The sequence below is a fragment of the Anaerococcus sp. Marseille-Q5996 genome, assembly GCF_946893725.1.
Taxonomy (GTDB): Bacteria; Bacillota; Clostridia; order Tissierellales; family Peptoniphilaceae; genus Anaerococcus; species Anaerococcus martiniensis.
This window is the reverse complement of the sequence record NZ_CAMPPE010000004.1, coordinates 84893-103047: the sequence shown is the minus strand read 5'-3', so window position 1 is coordinate 103047 and position 18155 is coordinate 84893. Positions and strand designations below refer to the sequence as shown.

12 protein-coding genes and 1 pseudogene are annotated in these 18155 nt (G+C 34.2%); 2 read left to right on the top strand and 11 right to left on the bottom strand.

Annotated features, from left to right (window positions below; all coding sequences use genetic code 11):
- Positions 1-80: 80 nt before the first annotated feature.
- The 4 genes and pseudogenes from OC526_RS06410 to OC526_RS06395 form a co-directional block, all read right to left on the bottom strand.
- Positions 81-1013: an ABC transporter permease gene (locus OC526_RS06410; protein WP_262122875.1), complete on the bottom strand. Its 933-nt coding sequence runs from the start codon at positions 1011-1013 to the stop codon at positions 81-83.
- Between the two features lie 214 nt (positions 1014-1227).
- Positions 1228-2340, bottom strand: a pseudogene (locus OC526_RS06405) (ABC transporter permease); the annotation flags it as partial.
- On the bottom strand, positions 2337-3860 hold the full coding sequence (locus OC526_RS06400) for an ABC transporter ATP-binding protein (protein WP_262122873.1): 1524 nt from the start codon (positions 3858-3860) through the stop codon (positions 2337-2339). The gene OC526_RS06400 and the pseudogene OC526_RS06405, both read right to left, overlap by 4 nt.
- A gap of 116 nt (positions 3861-3976) precedes the next feature.
- Positions 3977-5161, bottom strand: coding sequence for a BMP family protein (locus OC526_RS06395; protein WP_262122872.1), 1185 nt, complete (start codon positions 5159-5161; stop codon positions 3977-3979).
- Positions 5162-5457: 296 nt separating this feature from the next.
- Between OC526_RS06395 and OC526_RS06390 the strand changes: the two genes are divergently transcribed.
- Both OC526_RS06390 and OC526_RS06385 read left to right on the top strand, forming a co-directional pair.
- On the top strand, positions 5458-6180 hold the full coding sequence (locus OC526_RS06390) for an MIP/aquaporin family protein (RefSeq protein WP_262122871.1): 723 nt from the start codon (positions 5458-5460) through the stop codon (positions 6178-6180).
- A gap of 116 nt (positions 6181-6296) precedes the next feature.
- Positions 6297-7805 carry an NAD(P)/FAD-dependent oxidoreductase gene (locus OC526_RS06385; protein ID WP_262122870.1) on the top strand — a complete coding sequence of 503 codons (1509 nt, stop codon included), beginning with the start codon at positions 6297-6299 and terminating at the stop codon, positions 7803-7805.
- Between the two features lie 45 nt (positions 7806-7850).
- Here OC526_RS06385 and OC526_RS06380 read toward each other — a convergent pair whose 3' ends face one another.
- The 7 genes from OC526_RS06380 to OC526_RS06350 form a co-directional block, all read right to left on the bottom strand.
- Positions 7851-12020, bottom strand: coding sequence for a VaFE repeat-containing surface-anchored protein (locus tag OC526_RS06380; RefSeq protein ID WP_262122869.1), 4170 nt, complete (start codon positions 12018-12020; stop codon positions 7851-7853).
- A gap of 132 nt (positions 12021-12152) precedes the next feature.
- Positions 12153-12509: a DUF1667 domain-containing protein gene (locus OC526_RS06375; protein ID WP_262122868.1), complete on the bottom strand. Its 357-nt coding sequence runs from the start codon at positions 12507-12509 to the stop codon at positions 12153-12155.
- A complete protein-coding gene (locus OC526_RS06370) occupies positions 12506-13765 on the bottom strand; it encodes an NAD(P)/FAD-dependent oxidoreductase (RefSeq protein ID WP_262122867.1) in 1260 nt (419 codons plus the stop codon). Before OC526_RS06370 ends, OC526_RS06375 begins: the two co-directional genes overlap by 4 nt.
- Positions 13766-13775: 10 nt before the next feature.
- Positions 13776-15203: an NAD(P)/FAD-dependent oxidoreductase gene (locus tag OC526_RS06365; RefSeq protein ID WP_262122866.1), complete on the bottom strand. Its 1428-nt coding sequence runs from the start codon at positions 15201-15203 to the stop codon at positions 13776-13778.
- A 122-nt stretch (positions 15204-15325) separates the two neighbouring features.
- Positions 15326-16828, bottom strand: a complete 1503-nt coding sequence (glpK, locus tag OC526_RS06360; protein WP_262122865.1) for a glycerol kinase GlpK — start codon at positions 16826-16828, stop codon at positions 15326-15328.
- 18 nt (positions 16829-16846) lie between these two features.
- Complete coding sequence (locus OC526_RS06355; protein WP_262122864.1) at positions 16847-17416, bottom strand: glycerol-3-phosphate responsive antiterminator; 570 nt, start codon at positions 17414-17416, stop codon at positions 16847-16849.
- A 130-nt stretch (positions 17417-17546) separates the two neighbouring features.
- Positions 17547-18143: a sugar transferase gene (locus OC526_RS06350; RefSeq protein ID WP_262122863.1), complete on the bottom strand. Its 597-nt coding sequence runs from the start codon at positions 18141-18143 to the stop codon at positions 17547-17549.
- Positions 18144-18155 lie beyond the last annotated feature (12 nt).

Here is an 18155-nt window from a genome sequence, read left to right as displayed (position 1 = left end):
CTCCTTTTATAGCTATATATTATAATATACAACTTTTTGACAAAAATATAAACCCTAAAAAGGGCTTATATTGTGAAAAATTATATATTATCTATAGTTAAATATGGCTTACCAGATGCTTTTGGTGCCTTTGACCTTCTTTGGAAGATAATTAGGATTAGTAATGTTGCTACATAAGGAATCATTGAAATAAATTCTATTGGCACATTTAATCCTGACCCACCTAGGTAGGTTGCAATTGATTGGGCAAGACCAAAGAATAATGATCCTAGGAGTACACCTTGTGGTTTCCAATTACCAAAAATTACTGTAACCAAAGCAATATATCCTTGCCCTGCAATAAGAGATGGTGAAAATGAACTTACAACCGCTAGAGCCATGCTTGCCCCACCAAGCCCTGCCATAAAGCCAGAAAATATTACTGATAAGTATCTAGTCATTGTTACAGAAATATTTAAGGTTTCAGCAGCTTTTGGATGTTCTCCAACTGCTATTACCCTAAGCCCCCATTTTGTTTTGTAAAGGAAAAGGTATAAAACTACTACCATTATTAGGGCAATATAAACTGTGGCGTATTGACCAAAAATATTTAAAATTATTTGATTATCTGACCCTCTAAATAACCTTGGGATTTTGTTTTCAAGAGGGATAGAAGGAGTTTGGCTTGCTCCATCAAAAAATAATCTTGCTAAAAATAGGGCCAAACCAGGTCCTAGTGTATTTATGGCTATACCAGAAATAGTTTGGTCACCACCTAGGGAAACTGATATAAAGGCGTGAATTAAACCAAAACCAGCACCAGCCAGTCCTCCAGCTAAAAATGCCAACCAAGGATTGCCAACTTTGTATCCAACAGTGGCTCCAACTAGGGCACCAATTGTCATCATTCCTTCAAGTCCAATATTTACAACACCAGATTTTTCGCTCATCATGCCGCCAAGTCCTGCAAAAAGTACTGGAGCAGCGTTTGAAAATGTATTTCCGATTATTAAAGCGAGCATTACTAAATTCATATTACTCCTCCTCCTTATCTACAGTTCTTATAATAATTTCTTCTCCAGTTTCGTTTATTACTCTTGGATTAGAATCAGATTTGATCTCTTCTTTTACTTCATCTTTTTCAAGAATTTCTGTTTCTTCTTTATCAATAGTTTTGTCTTCTAAAACTTCTTTTTCTTTTACTTCTTTAATTGGTTTTTCAATTTTTTCTGCATTTGCTAGTTGATTTTTGGCATTTTTTCTGTTCCTAAATTTTGCACGAATAATTCTAAATACCAATGGTACGGCTGTAAATAGGATGATTGTACCAATTATGATATTGATCAATTCTGTTGGCACTCCCATAACTCTTTGGATATTGCTTCCCGCATATTTTAGTGAACCAAAGAATAAGCCTGAAAATATAACTCCTATTGGATTATTGCCTGCTAAAAGTGAAACGGCTAATCCGTCAAATCCATAATTATCCATGGCAGAAATTATAGAAATAGCATAGGTAAATCCTAAAACCTGTGTAACACCAGCAAGGGCACAAATTGCCCCAGAAATTGACATTGATTGGACAATTTTTTTGCCAGAATCAATCCCACCATACTCACTGGCCTCACGATTTAAGCCAACAGCCTTTAATTCATAACCTAAAACAGTCTTATTTAGGATATACCAAACTAAAATGACTGCAATAATAGCAAGGATAGTACCAAAGTGAATTGGCGCTTTAAAAAATTTGCTAAAAAATGGTCCAAAATTTTTAACAGTTGCCCTATCAAACATGGTTATTTTTGCACTATCAAGGACATCAAAAGTTCCCATAGAGTTAGGTTGCTGATAAGCATAGCCAATAAAGTTTTGGAAATAAAAGGCAATCCAGTTTAACATGATAGTTGAAATTACCTCATGGATACCAAAACGTGCTTTGATATAGCCTGCTATAGCTCCATAAAGAGCACCGGCAATCATTGCCAAAATTATGGCAACAATTGGATGAAGGATTGGAGGAAGCGGCAATCTATATCCAACCAAAAATCCTACAACAGTACCAATTATAAATTGTCCCTCAGCCCCCATATTGAAAAGTCCTGTTTGAAAAGCAAAGCAAACGCCAAGACCTGTCAAAATAATTGGAGTTGAGCTTACAATTGCCCATCCCAGATTTCTTGGAGTCTTAAAAATCCCTTGAAATAAGGCTTGGTAACCCTCAATTGGGTCATATCCTGATATGCTAAGTACAATTGCACCTACTAAAAATCCTAATAATATCGAAATCAAGGTAAATATTAACTTGGAATTGCCGCGTGCAAGTTTCTTATTAGCCTTAACTTGTTGTGTATTTTCTGTCATTTTCCACCTGCCATTAATCTACCTAGTTCAAATTCGTCAGTTTCTTTAGGATTTTTTTCACCAACTATTTTACCATCGTAAATTACAAGAATCCTATCTGATAAGTCCATAACCTCATCAAGCTCAAAGCTGATTAATAAAACAGCCTTGTTTGCATTTCTAAGCTCTACCAGGTATTGGTGGATAAACTCGATTGCTCCAACATCAAGTCCTCTTGTTGGTTGGGCAGCTATTAGGACATCAGGATTATTTGAAATTTCACGGGCAATAATTACTTTTTGCTGGTTACCACCTGAAAGAGAAACTGCTTTTTCGTTAATATCATTTGGTCTAACGTCAAATTTTTCTACCAAATTCCTAGCATTTTCGTCGATGTTTTTAAAATTGAGTCTTCCCTTGCTAGAAAATGGCTCTTTTTGGACATTTTCCAAAATCAAATTGTCTTTTATAGGATACTCTAAGATCAGACCACGTTTTTGCCTGTCTTCTGGGATAGAATTCATGCCAGTATCTAGGATATTTCTAGGATTTGTATTTGTAATATCCTTACCATTTAGGGTAATAATCCCTCTATTTGACTTTGCCATACCTGTTAGACAATCAATCAACTCTGTTTGACCATTGCCATCAACCCCAGCAATACCCAAAATTTCTCCAGCACGGAGTTCTAAATCAAGGCCCTTTAAAATATCTACACCACGGCGGTCTTTTGCCCAAAGGTCTTCTACTTTTAGGACTACTCCACCTGTTTCTTGGGCCTTTTTGTCTACATTAAAGCTAACATTACGTCCAACCATTTTTTCTGCCAAAATATTTTCATCAACTTCTTTTACATTTAGCTTATCGATGAACTCTCCACGCCTGATAATAGTACAATTGTCAGCCATGGCCTTGATTTCAGCAAGCTTGTGGGTAATGATTATGATTGACTTATCCATTTTTGTAAGTTTGTTTATAATTTCTATAAATTCATTGATTTCTTGTGGAGTTAAAACTGCTGTCGGCTCATCAAAAATCAAAATATCCGCTCCCCTATAAAGAGCCTTTAAAATTTCTACTCTTTGTTGTTGGCCAACTGTAATATCCTCAACTCTTGCATCTGGATCAATCATAAGCCCGTATTCTTCGGACAATTTTGATATTTTTTCTCTGGCTATCTTTCTATCTAAAAATAGACCTGTATCTTCTTCATAACCTAAGATAATATTTTCTGTAACAGTAAGAGGTTCTATTAACATGAAATGTTGGTGAACCATACCAATACCTGCATCTATGGCCATTTTAGGAGTCATATTTGTAAAAGTTTTGCCATTTATAGTTATTGTTCCATCACTTGGTGGGAACATACCATACAAAATATTCATAAGTGTTGTTTTACCAGCACCATTTTCCCCTAAAAGAGCGTGTACTTCGGATTTATGCAAGTCAAAATTGACATTAGATAAAACTTTATTATCTCCAAAAGACTTGCTAATATTTTTCATAGATACCACAGGATTTTCATTTAAATGCTTATCCATAATACCCTCGCTTCTTTATTTATATATCTACTTAATAATATCATAAATCATGCTTTTATAGTAGGATTTTTTTGCAAATTAAAAGACCTCGATAAAGAGGTCTATTAATTATGAATTTATTCTTTAATCCATTCTTGGTCAATTGCTTGTTCTTTATTTTCTGGAACTTCAATTTTGCCATCTATGATTTGTTGTTTTAATTCTTCTACTTTGTCTTTGATTTCTTGGCTAACTATACCATTGTCTGCGTATGCGATTGTTACTGCATCACCATCAGCAAGAGTAAATCTTTGGTCTCCAGCTTCGAATTTGCCTTGAGCGTATTCGTCAATGATTAGTCTTACAGCATCACCTACACCTTTTACAGTTGATACTAGCATATTATCTGGAGCTTCGTCTTGTTGGTCACGGTCTACACCGATTACCCATTTGTCGTTTTCTTTTGCTGCTTCGATAACACCGATTCCAACACCACCTGCAGCATGGAAGATTACATCTGCACCTTCTTGGTACATTCTATCTGCAATGTTTTTACCTGCTGCTTGATCAGAGAAGCTGTTTGCGTATTGTACTTCAACTTCTATATCTTCGCCTTTGTCACGAGCTGCTTGTTCAACACCTGCTCTAAAACCATATTCAAATCTATCAATGATAACACCTGTGATACCACCAACAAATCCTACTTTGTTAGTTTCTGTTTGCATACCTGCAATGTATCCTACTAAAAATGAGTTTTGGTGGTCAGCAAATGTTACACCAAGTAGGTTTTCTCTGTTATTTTCGTTTGTGTTATCGATAATTACATAGTTTCGTTCTGGGTTTTCTTCTGCAGCTTCATCTGTAGCTGGGAATAATGCAAATCCTACTGTAAGGATAAGGTCTGATTCTGAGTCTAGAGCACTTTCTAGGTTTGGAACATAGTCAGCTTCTTTGTGGCTTTCGATGTAGTCAAAAGTTGCTTTTCCTTCTTCTTCAGCTTGTTGTAATCCTTCGTAAGCAGATTGGTTAAATGATTTGTCATTTACTCCACCAAAGTCTGTTACCATTGTTAGGCTAACTTCTTCACCTGTTGGTTCTGCTTCTGCTGCTTCTTCTTTATCTTCTTCTGGAGCTTCTGCTGCACCTTCTTCAGGACTTTCAGCTTCTTTTTCTTGATCAGCAGTTTGATCTGCTTGTTCTTCTACTTTTGTTTCATTATCAGCTGCTTCGTTTGTGTTTTCTCCTGTATTTGCACCACAAGAAGCTAATACTAGTGATAATGATAGTGCTGTAGCGATTGACATAAAGTTTTTAATTTTCATCTCTTCCTCCCAAAAATTTTACTTTATGCCTTAATTTTAATACATTGAGGCACTTTTGTCTATAAATAATAATTTTTTAACTTATTTCTCTAATTTATAGAAAACTTATATTGTAAAATAGACATTAAATTTTTGTAAAATAAACTTTAAATATATATACATAAATCTATTGCCATTTTTTGTCATAGATGTTATACTTATTACAGAAAAGGTTTCCACAAAATTTAATTTAAAAGAAGAGAGCGAGTTGTTTTTTTATTTCACTCGCTTTTTGTCTTTAAAATCAGGAGGTTTATATGAGAGATATTTTCGTGGCAGAATTAGTCGGTACTTTCCTGCTAATTTTATTGGGTGATGGTGTTGTAGCAAATGTTTTGACCCGTAAATCTGGTATGCATGGTGGTGGTCCTGTACAAATTACCATCGCTTGGGGACTTGCAGTTATGATTCCTGCAGTTATATTTGGAGCTATGAGTGGTGCCCACTTTAATCCAGCTTTGACAATAGCATTGGCTTTTAAGGGTGATATAGGATGGAATACAGTAGGATATTATATCCTTGGACAAATGCTTGGAGCCATGCTTGGGGCACTTTTAGTTTACTTATTATTTAAAGACCATTTTGATGATACATCTGATGAAGATCCTAGCATCGTTCGTGGATGCTTTTGTACAGCTCCATCTATTAAAAATACTTGGAGAAACTTCCTAGCTGAACTTATAGGAACCTTTGTTCTAGTATTTGCTATCCTTGGATTTGGAAATGTTTCAGGTGCTGCTGATGTAGGAATGAACTACATTTATATATTTGGTCTAATCGTATCAATCGGTATGTCTCTAGGCGGACTTACAGGCTATGCAATAAACCCTGCCAGAGACCTTGGACCAAGAATCATGTATCAAATCCTACCTTTTAGGAATAAGGCAGATGTTATGTGGGACTACTCATGGATACCAGTTGTAGGTCCTATCATAGGCGGACTTTTGGCAGTAGTTTTATTTAATATTGTATTTATATAATTAATTGATAAATAAACTCATTTACGATATAATATTTATATAAATAAATAAGAATGAGTTTGGGCAAGTATAGATTTTATACTTGCCTTTTGTGTTTTTTAAGAAAGAAGGAATTTATGTATGATGTATTAGTCATAGGTGCAGGAGTATCTGGAGCATCCATTGCCCGCCGCCTATCAAGATATAAATTAGATATTGGCATAGTAGAAAAAGCAAATGATGTCAGCATGGGAGCAAGCAAGGCAAATTCTGCAATTATCCATGGAGGATATGCAGAGCCTCATGATGAATTGCGCGGTAGGATTTGCTATCCAGGACGTACCCAGTTTGAAGAATTAGAAAATGAATTGCACTTTGGTTTTGTAGCTAATGGATCCTTAGTCCTAGCCTTTGAAGAAGATGAAATCAAAACTTTAGAAAAACTCTATGACATGGGTATAGAAAATGGTTTACCAGATATGGAAATTATCGACCAAGAAAAACTAAGAGAAATTGAGCCAAATGTATCAGATAATGCCATTTCAGCTTTATGGTGTAAGGGAGCTGGAGTATGTTCACCATATGAATATGTGATAGCTCTAACAGAAAATGCTGTAGCCAATGGTGCAGAATTATTTTTAAACTCAAGAGTGTCAGATATTTCAAAAGATGACGATTACTTTATAGTAAAAACAGAAGATGGCAAAGAGCTTAAAGCAAAATATGTAATAAATGCATCTGGCCTAGAAGGTGCAGTGGTTTCAGAAATGATTGCTCAAACAGATTTTGACATCCACCCAAGATCTGGTGAATACCTAATCTTTCAAAAAGGAACTGGTAAGAGACTAAATAACGTCTTGTTCCAAGTACCAACAGAAAAATCCAAGGGAATCCTTGCCACAAGGACCTTTCACAACAACCTACTCTTAGGACCAGATGCCATAGACGAAGAAGAAATCGACCTATCAACACATGAAGATAGGCTAATGTATATCTACGAAGAAGCCCAAAAATCTGTAAAAGATGATGTTATAAACTTAAGAGAATTTATCAGATCATTTACAGGATTGCGTCCAGCAAGCTCAACCCATGATTTTATCATAGAAGAATCAAATGTAGATGGCTTTATAAATGTAGTAGGCATCCAATCTCCAGGTATCACTGCAAGTCCAGAAATTGCAAAAATTGTAGAAAATATCCTAAAAGAATCTGGATTAGGTTTAGAAGAAGACCCAGACTACAATCCAAATAGAGAGCCAATCATCGAGTACAAAGAACTAGAAGATATGAATAAAATCAAAGATAAACTCGAACTTCCACTTGGTGATCCAGATAGGATTGTTTGTAGGTGTGAACAAGTCACAGAAAAAACAATCAGAGATGCAATGAATCGTGGCATACCAGTAGAAACTCTAGATGCAGTAAAACGCAGAACTAGAGCAGGCATGGGCTTTTGCCAAGGACAGTTTTGCAAACCTAGAGTCCTAGAAGTAATGGAAGATGAACTAGGCAAAAAACCAATCGATGACCTCTACGACTTTGAAAGAAACGAGCTATCAAGACTAAATAAAAAAAGGGTTAATGAATTAATAAAAGAAATCCAAGAAACATCTCGTAAAGAGATTGAAGAAAAAGAAGAAGAATAATTAAAAAAACCTCTCTACAATTTATTAGAGAGGCTTTTATTTTAATTAGTCATTTTTTCTTGTCTTAAACAGTCCACTAATTGATGCTGCCATAATAGCAATTACTGAGCCTAGCCCATTTATTCCAGTTTTAGGGTTAGAATTTTCACTTAAAATTCTATTATTAATCACAGGAACATTTTCATCACTTACTGGTCTAATGTTTATTGGTTCTGGGGTAATATCTTCACTGTTATCAATTTTTTCTGCTGGTATTAAATCACTTAAAGGAATGCTTTGTTTGATTTCTTCAGCTGGAAGCAATGGGATAAGTGGCAGTGTTTTCTTAGTATTTTCTGCAGGAATCAATTTAGTAATAGGAATAATTCTCTTATTTTCTTGTGATGGCACAAGATCAATTAGAGGAATGCTCACTTTAGCTTCTTCTATAGGAATAATTTCTACCATTGGTACATAAGACCCATCTGGCTTAGGTGCTGGCAATGGATTTGATGTATTAACTTTATTCCTTAATTTAAAGCTTTGTTTTGCATTATTTATATCTTCTTCTACTGCAACAAGTTTTCCATCTTCATAAATTTCATAGAATATTACAAATTCATCTCCATCTTGGTACTTACTAGAATCAAAGACAAATTTTAAAGTAATCTCACCATTTCTTTTTTCTTCTTGAGTAAATTTGTGAGAAACCGGCTCAAACTCTTTTACAATGGCTCCCGTTTGTTTATTTACAATATATGCTTTAAATTCATAATTAGAACCAAGGTTGAATTTATCAAAAATTACTTTATCGTAAATTTCAGAAGCTTTATCAATATAAATTTCTTTATCATTATCAGCCTTATCATAAGTATCGGTTACAAAAATCATTTTTTCGTTAATAACTTTATATAATTTCACTTTAGATTTTTCTAATTCTTCAATTTCTTTTTGATATGGATCTTTAAATAAGAGCTGGGATATTTCTCTGTGATATTTTGTATAAAGTCCAAAAACTATATCGGATGTTTGGCTGCTTTCATAAGGGCTATAGTAATCAGCCCACCAATCATAATTATCATCTAAGGCATTAGAATATGCAGCAGTATCAGTATTTTCTTCAAGTAACTTGTGCATATATTTTTTAATATATTGTTTATATTGGTCTATATTCATGCCTGTAGCTTCTTCGATAGGTTGTTCTAAGGCTTCATTTATTCTTTGTTCTAAGCTATCAAAATATTTATAAGCGCCACCAAATCTACCATATTCATTTACAAAATTATCATAATTATTATCAAAATCATTTTTCATAAAATTAATAGCTTGTAAAAATAAGGCCTTATCCGGTTGGTCAACTACCCTATCAGTTTCTTTTGTGGCCAAATCTGTAATTGACTTAAAGTTTTCTTTTACTACATTAGTGAAATTATTGGCAACATTCAATAAATAATCATTTGAAAGTCCTTCAAGGGTATTTTTCCTTACAAATTTATTTAATTGATCTTGTGTAATATCATTTGCGCCTAGTTCTTTAAGAAGTTCAGTGCGATCATAATTGAATGCGTCATCATCAGGTCTACCAAGCATATTTAGCATTATAGCATTATAATTTGGAGAAAAGTTTTGATATTGTTCCAAAGGCAGTAGCAAAGAAATAGTTTTATTTTCACCTTCGTAAACCCCATCTAAATTTTGAAGGTTTTTTGGTACTTGATTTGTATAGTCTTGCCAGTTGCCTGTTTCTTCGTTATAAAATGACTGATTTTGGTAGTATACGATAAATTCTACAACTTCTTTTTCTCCTTCACTATCTGTAGTGGTTAATTGAAATATCCCGTAGCTATCTTTTTCGTTACTTAAATAATTTTGAAAGTCTGGATAAGTTTCATCTATAAATTTGGAATAAGGAGAATATTTTACATCATCATAATAATTATATTCAGGCTCTTCCTTAAGATTGATTTCTTCTACTTCTTTTCCAACCTCACCTTTATACATTTTAAGTCTATCAGTAGAAACATTTTGTTCATAAATTGTACTAAGCCATTTGTTCTCAAAGTCCTCTGGCTTAATTGGCATCATACCTTCTTTTACAACATCAAGATTTAAAAGATTATATAGGTCTCTTAATCTTTGAACTTGAGCTTGTTTTTCTTTTAAATCATTAATCTGTTTATCTATAGCGTCAATTTCATCTTGGTTTACCAAATTTAATTCATTACCATCTAAATCAGTAAACTTTCTTAGTAGATAGTCAGTGTCATCTGGGTTTTCAAGTTTATATTTAAATGTTTCTAGATTATGATTAAGATTTGTTTCACTTCTAAGCTCTTTTATAGTAAAAGTATCATTATCTTCCATATCGTTAAACTCAATTGTATTGTTTGGTATGAAAGCATCATAATAAAGTAAATCATGACTGTTTTTAAATTGGTCGTTTTGATTTATTTTATTGCTATTAACACCTTCATTGTTTTTAAATACATATTTACCATTTTCATCAGTTGCTATTATGTGGCTTTCTCCTGTTCTATCATTAGTAATTTGGTAAATAGTTTTTAAAGTTTTGCCATTGTCACTATATTTTACAAAACCACTTTCTAAAATTTCTTTTCTCTTAATGATTGGAAAAGCCATAAAATGTCTTGATTCATTTATTACTTTAGGATCATTTCCTTTAATTTTCATATCCTCAGTGTATAACTCATGTTCACTATAAACATTTGCTTTACCAGATTTTGTGAGTTTTCTTAGTTCATTATTAAAAGCAGCTAGGTTCTCTTCTTTAATTGTATATTCAAAAGTGTATTCAATTGGATATGTTTTTTCTCCAATTGTATCGGCATGAAGTAGTCCTAAATCATTTCCTTCTTTTGAATCAAGCTCTTGCCTAGACTTATTTATATCTGAATTTTCTCCAATAGCAGAAGATGATTTGCTGGATGCTGATCCATCATCATTTAAAGTGATATTATAAACTTTAGTATTGTTACTAGGTTCAATATTACCATCATAAACTGACCTATAGGCTTTAACATTTTTGTCTAGATATGGGACTAATTCTTTTGGTAAGTAATCCGTTACAAAAATGGTAGAATTTTCAAAAACTGGGTCAGAAAGATCATTATTAGGTGTTAGTGCATGAACTGTTTTAAACTTATTATCACCTTTATCATAAACGACTTTTCCTACCACTGGGCTTTGTTTATCCACCCATGTTTCTAAATCTTGACTTTCCTTATTTAAATCAAATCCGCTTTCATCAAAAGTAGTTGTTGAAACAGAATATGGATCATATTTTGAATCTTTATTTATCCAAACCATCTCCATTAGAGTATTCTTATCAGTGTCATTTATTTCTTCTTTTAGTTTTATTTTTACAGGGTATGAGTAGTCTTTGTTAGCATCAAAAGTACCTAGATCATTAATACTAAATTGCCAATTGGCATTATTAGCTTCTTTCGGATCAAATTCATGGTCATTGCCATTTGAATCTGTTATTATTATTTTTTCAATTTTATTTGCAAAATCAGGATTTCTAAAAGTAAGATTGATTGAACCTGCATCATTGTCATTTGAATCAGTGCTCCAATCTCCAGGGCGTCTTGAAGCATAAATAACAGTTTGTAAATCTAGTTCTTTATTTTCTGCATCGTATGACTTGTATTGGATATTTCCATATTTTAATCCTTCATTTGGACTATCATAAACTTTTTCTCTTTTTTCAAGTTCATTATAATCTTTTAAATCTGTATTTATTGTTTGATTTATCTCAGAATTTGTTGACTCTAAAGATTCTGGTGCTGCAGCAAATACCCTAACATTTAATGGGCTTATAGGTGTTTCATCTATGTTATTGGTCGAATTTACATTATTAGATTTAGGTGTTGGATTAAAATTATTTTCGGATTGGACGGAGGATTCTGGTAAAACAGATTTTTCAATTTCTTGATTTGAATTAGAAGAAGCCACATCGTTATTAATATTTAAAACATCATCGGTTGAATTCTGTTTTGTTTCTACTACATCATTATCCTTCTCTTCTCTTAAAGTTTCATTATTAACTTCTTGGATAGATTCATCAATAATATTGTTGCTTAAGTCTATTGGTTGATTTGTTGTCACTACTAAATTATTAGAAATATCTTCTTGACCATAAGATGCGTTTGGAACTAAAATTAATCCCAAGCCTAATGCTAATGGTACGGTATAATATTGTATCTTATTTTTCATTAAATTTCCTCTTTTAAAATTTGAATCTTTTATAAAACAATTATATATATTTTTTTTATTCTTTTCAATATATTTTTAGTTTGATTTTTAATTATAGAAAAAGACTATTACTCACGTAATAGCCTTAATTTCTCACCCTCTCTCATCAGTAGCAACTACGTTGACTCCTGTGTCAAGGACATTTTCTATAACTATATCCCCAATATGGACTGGGGCTTTTATTTCTGTCTTGTTTATTTCTTTCATACAGTCAAATATTAATCCTTTTGGGATGGCTGTTTCTGTTTTTACTGGGACACTGTAAGTTTTTGAATCTATTACTTTTACTGTTGAAGTTACCATTCTTTTTGGGTCTTTTACTTCATCTCTTACGTAGTTTTCACCACGTTTGCAGTTATTGCCTTCTATATTTGTTATTTCTTCGCCGTCCATGGTTACTACTACTTGGCAGCCCATGGGGCAGTTTATACAGGTAAATTGTTTTTTCATATTTCCTCCAATTTTACTGTGATTTGTTTGGTATCTGGATCTATGTCTTCTTTCTTAAGTCTTAGTAGTTCCATTTCTCCTGGAGCTAGGACTCTTTTCTTTCTTTCTACTATGCATTTATCATCTGCATAGATAGCAAGTTTTCTGGATGGGTAGACATTGTTTACTCTAAATTTAACTATGATTGAATCATCCATATTTTCATAGTCAAGGTATTGAGGCATGGTGTAAGATACGCCATCTCCTGCTGTGACATCTATTTTATTTTCTCCAGTTGTTTTAAATTCGCCTTTGATGTATTTTGCTGCACTTACTGCTGCTTGTTCACTTTCTTCTGATACAAAGTCTACCAAGTCGTGAACGTGAAGAACATTGCCTGCTGCAAATACACCATCTACACTTGTCATTAGCTTATCAGAAACATATGCTCCCTTTGTTTTTCTATCTATTTTTATATTTGCTTCTTGAGTCAGCTCATTTTCTGGCAATAGGCCTACAGAAAGTAAAACCGTATCGCATTCTACAAATTTTTCTGTGCCCTCTATGACTTTCATATTTTCATCTACTTTTGATAGGTAAACTCCCTCTACCCTATCTGTTCCCTTGATACCAGAAATGGTTGTTGAGTAGTGAAGTGGTATGTCGTAATCGTGAAGGCATTGGACTATATTTCTTTTTAGCCCTCCTGAAAATGGCATTATTTCTGCTACACATTCTACTTTTGCTCCCTCTAGGGTCATACGACGGGCCATAATTAGTCCTATATCACCTGATCCTAGGATGACTACTTTTTTGCCTGGCAGATATCCGTCTATGTTTACAAGTTTTTGGGCTGTTCCTGCACTATATACTCCTGCTGGACGACTGCCTGGAGTGTTTAAGGCTCCTCTTGGTCTTTCGCGGCAACCCATAGCAAGGATAACAGCCTTTGGTTTTATTTCAAACATACCGTTTTCTTCATTCATTAGTAGAACTGATTTGTCTTCTCTTAGCTCTAAAACTATGGTATTCATCATGATGTCGATGTCACGAGCCATGGCTTCTTTTATAAATCTTTGGGCATATTCTGGGCCTGCTAGTTCTTCTTTAAATCTTTGTAGGCCAAATCCATTGTGGATACATTGGTTTAATATCCCACCTAGTTTGTCATCACGTTCTACTACTAGGATATTTTCTACTCCTTCATCATAGGCTTTTACTGCTGCAGAAAGTCCTGCTGGGCCACCACCTATTATTACTAAATCATATTCGCGCATTTATCTCTCCTTACTTAGCTCTTTTTTCGATGTAGTAAGAATTATTACCTTTTTTGGTAATTTCTTCCCCATCTACGCCTAGTTCACGTGCCATAATTTCTATTATTGATGGTAAGCAGAATCCACCTTGGCATCTGCCCGCTGTTGCACGAACACGTCTTTTGATTCCATCTACTGTTCTAGCACCAAGTGGTCCATTGATTGCATCTACAATTTCGCCCTCAGTTACTTTTTCACATCTACAAATAATTTTGCCGTAAAGTGGATTTTCTTTTATAAGCTCATTGTGGTCTTCTGTACTCATCTCACTTGTTTTTGGGATAGGCTTTCTGCCTGGTTTAAATTCTTTATTGTCTGCTAAGTCTAGGGATTCTTTTACTAGATTTGCCATATATTTTCCGATAGCTGGTGCTGAAGTAAGTCCTGGGGATTCTATACCTACACAATCAAAAAATCCTTTTTGACTTTCTTCTAGGATAAAGTCTCCAGCTGATTCGTGGGCTCTGTTCCCAGAAAATGAAGTGATGACTTGACGAACTGGGACATTTTCTACTGTGTCTTCTACTTTTTCTATTACTTCTTCAATTCTTTCTTGGGTTGTCACAGTATCTGCTTTGTCATCTACAAAATCAGATGTTGGGCCTATTAGGGTATTGCCATCGATTGTAGGAGTAACTAGGATTCCCTTTCCTTTTTCTGTTGGCAGATTAAATAAAACGTGGTTTACAAAGCCACGAGTTGCCTTATCTAAAAGTAAGTATTCTCCACGACGGGCTCTCACATCAAATTTGTTGTCATTTAATAATTGGTTGTGGATAGCATCTGAGTATAGGCCTGCTGCATTTACAACTGCACGAGTTTCGATTTTTTCGCCATCTTGGCTAGTTAAAACATAATGGTCATCTATTTTTTCTATACTTGTAATTTCTGTATCGAACTTATATTCTACTCCATTTAGGTTTGAGCCTTCTGCGTAGGCAATATTCATCATAAACGGATCGACAATGCCTGCTTCTTCACAAAGTAGGGCTGCATATACATCTTTTTCTACATTTGGCTCAAGGTCTAGGATTTCTTCATTATAAATGATTTTCATACCGCCTACGCCATTTTCTATTCCTTGATCGTAAAGTTCTTGAAGTTTTGGAAAATCTTCTTCCTTGTGGCATAAAACCAAGGTGCCAATTTGTTGGTATGGGAATGAAAGCTCTTTGGAAAGCTCACTCATCATGTGATTTCCTTCTACATTCATTTTTGCTTTCATAGACCCAGGTGTGGCATCATAGCCACCGTGGCAGATACCAGAGTTTGCCTTGCTGGTTTCTTCACAAACATCTGAATGTTTTTCTACCACTAGGAAATCTCCATCGTATTTGGATAAATTGTAGGCTACAGATGCACCTGTGACACCTGCACCAATTATTACAACATCTTTCATTATTTACTCCTTTATGTATTAAATAAAAAAGAGCTACTTTGCTATGGTACTTTTGGGTAAAGTACGCCTATATCTATCAAAGTAACTCTTTTCTCTAAAATATTTTGCTGTATATCGTTATTTTACTTCAAATCCTTTGCCCAGTCCACTGATCTTGAAATTGCTTTTTGCCAGTTGTAATCTTTGGCATCTCTTTCTTCTTTGCTAATCTCTGGTGTAAAGACCTTATCAACTTGGCGATTTTCGATGATTTCATCTAGGTTTGTGAAATAATCTACTGCAAGTCCTGCAAGATACGCAGCTCCAAGTGCTGTTGTTTCAAGTGTTTTTGGTCTTTCTACACTTGTTTGTATCATGTCAGCTTGAAATTGCATTAAGAAATTATTTGCACTTGCTCCACCGTCTACTTTTAGCTCTTTTAATTCATTTCCAGAATCTATAGACATAGCTGAAAGCACGTCATTTGTTAGATATGCAAGTGATTCTAATGTTGCACGGACAATATGATATTTACTTGTACCTCTTGTAATACCAACTATTGTTCCACGAGCGTATGGATCCCAGTATGGAGCACCTAGTCCTGTAAATGCTGGCACAACATAGCAACCATCTGTATCATCTACTTTTGTAGCTAGATATTCTGTATCATCTGATGCATCTACTATTCTTAATTCATCTCTTAGCCATTGGATAGCAGATCCAGCTACGAAGATAGATCCTTCTAGGGCGTAGTTTACTTTTCCTTCTTCAAGTCCCCAAGCAATTGTAGTTATTAGACCGTTATCACTTTTTACTGCTTCTTCTCCAGTATTCATTAATAAGAAAGCACCTGTTCCATAAGTATTTTTTGCTTCTCCTGGATTAAAGCATGTTTGACCAAATAAGGCCGCTTGTTGGTCTCCGGCAATTCCTGCAATTGGAATTGGCGAACCAAATAATCTTTCGTTTGTTTCACCATAAACATATGAAGAAGGTTTTACATCTGGAAGCATGCATTTTGGAATATTTAGCATTTCCAGTAATTCATCATCCCATTCTAGATTATGGATATTATAAAGCATGGTTCTTGATGCATTTGTGTAATCTGTGATGTGAACTTCCCCACGGGTTAGGTTATATACTAACCATGTGTCAACTGTACCAAATAATAATTCGCCATTTTCTGCTCTTTGTTGACCATTTTCTATATTATCAAGTATCCATCTAATTTTTGTACCAGAAAAATATGGGTCAACTACAAGACCAGTTTTTTCTTTTATCATCTTGCCATAGCCATCTTCTACCAATTTATCAGCCATGTCAGCTGTACGACGGCATTGCCAAACGATTGCATTATATACAGGACGACCTGTTTCTTTTTCCCAGACAATAGTTGTCTCACGTTGGTTAGTAATACCGATAGCAGCGATTTCTGAAGCATCGATATTCTTTTTAGCCATAGCTTCTGTACAAACCCCAAGTTGAGTTGACCAAATTTCTGATGGGTCATGTTCTACCCAACCTGGTTTTGGAAAATGTTGGGTAAATTCTTTTTGTGCAACAGAGATAATTTCGCCTTTTTTGTTAAAAATGATCGCTCTATTACTGGTTGTACCAGCATCCAAGGCCATGATGTAATCTTTCATAATATCCTCCTAGATTTGCTACATTTGCCATACATTATAATTTGATGATGAGATTGCAAGTGCTCCTGAATTTATTGCAGCCATTACCTCTTCTTTTGAGGTAATCATCCCTCCTGCAACTATTGGAATATTGGTTCGTTTTTTAATATCTTTTATGGTATTTGGCATTATGCCCGGTAGGATTTCTATGACATCACAATTTATATCTTTTATGGTCTGCTTCATATTTTCATAGCTCATACTATCAAATACGAAAAATCTTAATACAGCAAAAAGACCAAGTTTTCTTGCATATATAACGTTTGCAGGCTTGGTGGAAATGATACCATCTGCTTCTGTATATCTTTTTATAAAACTTCCTGCATAAGTAGAGCTTGAAAGACCCTCGATAAGATCTTCATGAACTATTACAATCTTGCCACTAGCCTTAAGTTTTTTAACAACAGTTGGTAGCGTTTCAAGGTTTCCATACAAAACAAATACAATTTTGTTATCGCTTTCCAAAGATTTTTTAAAGTCCTTATTATTTTTTATAGCCATGATGACAGGATTTGCATAAAGCTCTTCTAAAATGCTTTGGCTTGTCATAAATCCTCCTAATAATAGACAAAACGAGCCCATAAAACATCCATCGGCTCGCTCTCATCACTCATATTATTATAATATTACTTTATCATAATCCTTTATTGATTGCAAATATTTTCCTTAAAACTTTAGCCTAGAAGTTTTGTTTGCCTTCGGTTACCCCGTCGCTTGATAAAACTTTTGGAATGGTCTTTAAAAATATTTTTAAATCCTTGATAAATGTAATATCAGATGCATATATACCATCTGTCTCTGCTTTTAATTTTGGAGATAGATTATCCCTACCAGATATTTGTGAAAGTCCTGTTATACCTGGTTTTGCAATATATGCTCCATTTACTGCTCTTAAATCTAAAAGTTCTTTTTCTTTTAAAATAACTGGCCTTGGTCCTATAAAGCTCATCTCGCCCCTTAGGATATTTATTAATTGTGGAAGTTCATCTAAGGATGTTTTTCTTAAAAATTTGCCAAGCGGAGTTATATAATCTTCTGGATGTTCTAATTCCCATGTGGAAGCATTTTTTGGTGCTGACATTTTCATAGACCTAAATTTGTAGCATAAGAAAGGCTCATTAAAAACTCCCGCCCTTTCTTGCTTAAAATAAACTGTTCCGTCTGGTTCTTCTATCTTTGAAATTGTTGCTATAATTAAAAATACAGGACTAAGAAGGATTAGTAGTATTAAGGCAAATAAAAAATCTAATATGTTTTTTATATATTTTTGATACATATAACCCTCCTT